1 protein-coding gene is annotated in these 1,070 nt (G+C 37.9%); it reads left to right on the top strand.

Going from position 1 to position 1,070, the window contains the following annotated elements; all coding sequences use genetic code 11:
- Nucleotides 1–159: 159 nt before the first annotated feature.
- Nucleotides 160–864, top strand: a complete 705-nt coding sequence (locus Selli1_RS18195; RefSeq protein ID WP_281874509.1) for a hypothetical protein — start codon at nucleotides 160–162, stop codon at nucleotides 862–864.
- The last annotated feature ends 206 nt before the right edge of the window (nucleotides 865–1,070 follow it).

Raw genomic sequence — 1,070 nt, 5'->3', positions numbered from 1 at the left:
AGAGCATTCTGTTAAAAAGAAACATAAAATGATCAGATAAAGTCCGAACTGAATTGTCTGAAAATAAAAGAAATAAACTGATATCAAAAAAAGAAGAAAAAGTGCCAACGATTACTTGACACATACAAGAAAAAAGGGTCTGAGGAATTTTACAAGGATATGTGGTATTATCATTGTAAGAATCGCCGGATGGTGACAGGGCATCCCTGTGATTACAAAAAGAATATTCCGCAGGAACAGCTGAATCAGGAAGTATTTGCGCTTTTCCGGTATGCATATGGTGGTGATAACAATTTCCGGGATGGGTTGCAGAAAAAATATGGTTCAAGTGAGGGTGTCAGTGAACTGATGCGGGAGAAAGAGCATCTGGAGCAGGAATTGGAAAAGCTGGAATCCCAGAAAAAGAAACAGCTGATAAAGATAGACCGATTAGATATTGACGATGAATTTTATGATGACTTGCTGGTAACGTATAAAGAGGGGCTGCGGGAGATTACAGACAAAATAGCAGGATTAAATGCAACACTGTATCAAACAGAGGTTGCTATTGACAGCAAAAAAGGTGAGTCGTTTTCTTATGAAATGTATATCAGGGCAATAGATTCAGTATTGAATCTGCCGGATGAAATACCGGATGAAGAAGCGAAGCGGATTATGAATTTTTTCATAGAGAAAATTGAAGTCTATCCGGAACGACAGCCGGATGGAAGATGGGTGCGTTATGTCAAGTTCAAAATCCCGCTGAACATGGGTGGGGAGGATTTTGATATTATTTGTTACGAAGATGATAATAGCGAGAACAATTCCCTACCCAAAGAGGCACACGTTGAGACTGTAGTGTTGCTACAAAGACGAGCTATGTAGAAATCCTTAATTTTAGGCACTTTTTTAAGCATATCGTCTTTACGAGTGAGAAAGATAAAATCAGAAATAAGGAGATAAATGGTCCTATGTCAAGATTTAGCGCAAGTTAAAATGAGAAATTTATCCTCATCTTAACTTACTAAGAGCAGTTCGTTTGTCTGTGTCTGCTCATATAGTTTTTCAAAGTCATTTGGTGACATGTAATC

This window comes from Sellimonas catena (assembly GCF_027924685.1).
Taxonomy (GTDB): domain Bacteria; phylum Bacillota; class Clostridia; order Lachnospirales; family Lachnospiraceae; genus Sellimonas; species Sellimonas catena.
Note: the sequence above shows the minus strand (reverse complement) of the source record. Positions and strands in the feature narration are given on the sequence as shown.